This is a genomic window from Micromonospora sp. NPDC049799, assembly GCF_040656655.1.
GTDB lineage: Bacteria > Actinomycetota > Actinomycetes > Mycobacteriales > Micromonosporaceae > Micromonospora.
The window spans coordinates 1-1,006 of the sequence record NZ_JBFAMU010000935.1; the positions used below are offsets into that span (position 1 = coordinate 1).

A 1,006-nucleotide genomic window follows, 5' to 3' on the forward strand; every position below is an offset into this window, starting at 1 on the left:
TGGCGGGAGTACGTCCCACCGGGCCGGACGGTCGTCGCGGTCCCACCGGTGACCGGGGCGGGCGAGAGCCCGGCGATGTTCTGGTCGGCGCGGACCGGGCTGGCGTTCCGCGCCCCCGGCGGCTACTTCATCGGGCCGAGCGCCCCGGACGATCCGACCGCCCGGTGGGGTGCGCCCGACCGGCCCACCGCCGTGCTGCTGCGCCGGGTGGCGGAGACCGGTGAGGTGCCGGTCGTCAGCGACACCGACCGCCGGGCCGCCGTCGACGACCTGCGGCACTGGCGCGCCGCGGTCGTCGTCCAGGGTGGACTGCACCTCGGCGATCCGGTCCGGCGTACGGTCGACGCGCTCCTCGGGCCGGGCCGACCGGTCGACGGCGCGTGGGTGTGGGACGTCCGTCCGCTGGTGGACTGACCACCTCAGCCGACCAGGGGGCGTACGTCCCAGAGCCAGACGTCGTCGACGCGCTGGGGCGGGGAGCCGAGCAGGGCGGTCATCAGCTCGCGCAGCACCACCTCGCGCGGGTGGGCGCCGAGGACCACCACGGACGCCTTCCAGAACCGCAGGTCCTCGACGGCCTGGCGGCGGTTGGAGTCGGTGATCGCCATCGGCGTCGCGTTCCGGTCCATCGTGGAGTAGATCAGGGTGCTGGTCGGCCGGTTGGGCGCGCCGAACACGCCCTCGCCCAACTCGTTCGGGCCGATGAAGTAGCCGCCCGGGACCGGGAACTCCTGTCGGGTCAGCGCGCTCCAGCGCAGCGTGGGCAGGCCGTGCACGTTGCTGGGGATCGGCACCGGCACCAGCGTCCGGCCCTCGGGGACGTACGGGCGCCAGCCGCCCGAGGTGATGAAGCGCGGCGGCGGGTCGACGGGCTGCGCCGGCAGCGGGCGCGGAAGCAGTGGCAACACGGCGAGCGCGATGGCGGCGTACCCGACCGGGCGGAGCCACCGGCGACCGGGACGTCTCGTCCGGGCCGGGCCGTCGTCCCCGGGGCTGCGCGGCGCCG

General features: G+C 76.0%; 2 pseudogenes. One reads left to right on the forward strand and one right to left on the reverse strand.

The window, feature by feature from the left end:
• Positions 1-414, forward strand: a pseudogene (locus AB0I76_RS30760) (hypothetical protein); the annotation flags it as partial.
• A gap of 5 nt (positions 415-419) precedes the next feature.
• Here AB0I76_RS30760 and AB0I76_RS30765 read toward each other — a convergent pair.
• Positions 420-1,006: pseudogene (locus AB0I76_RS30765) on the reverse strand (hypothetical protein); the annotation flags it as partial.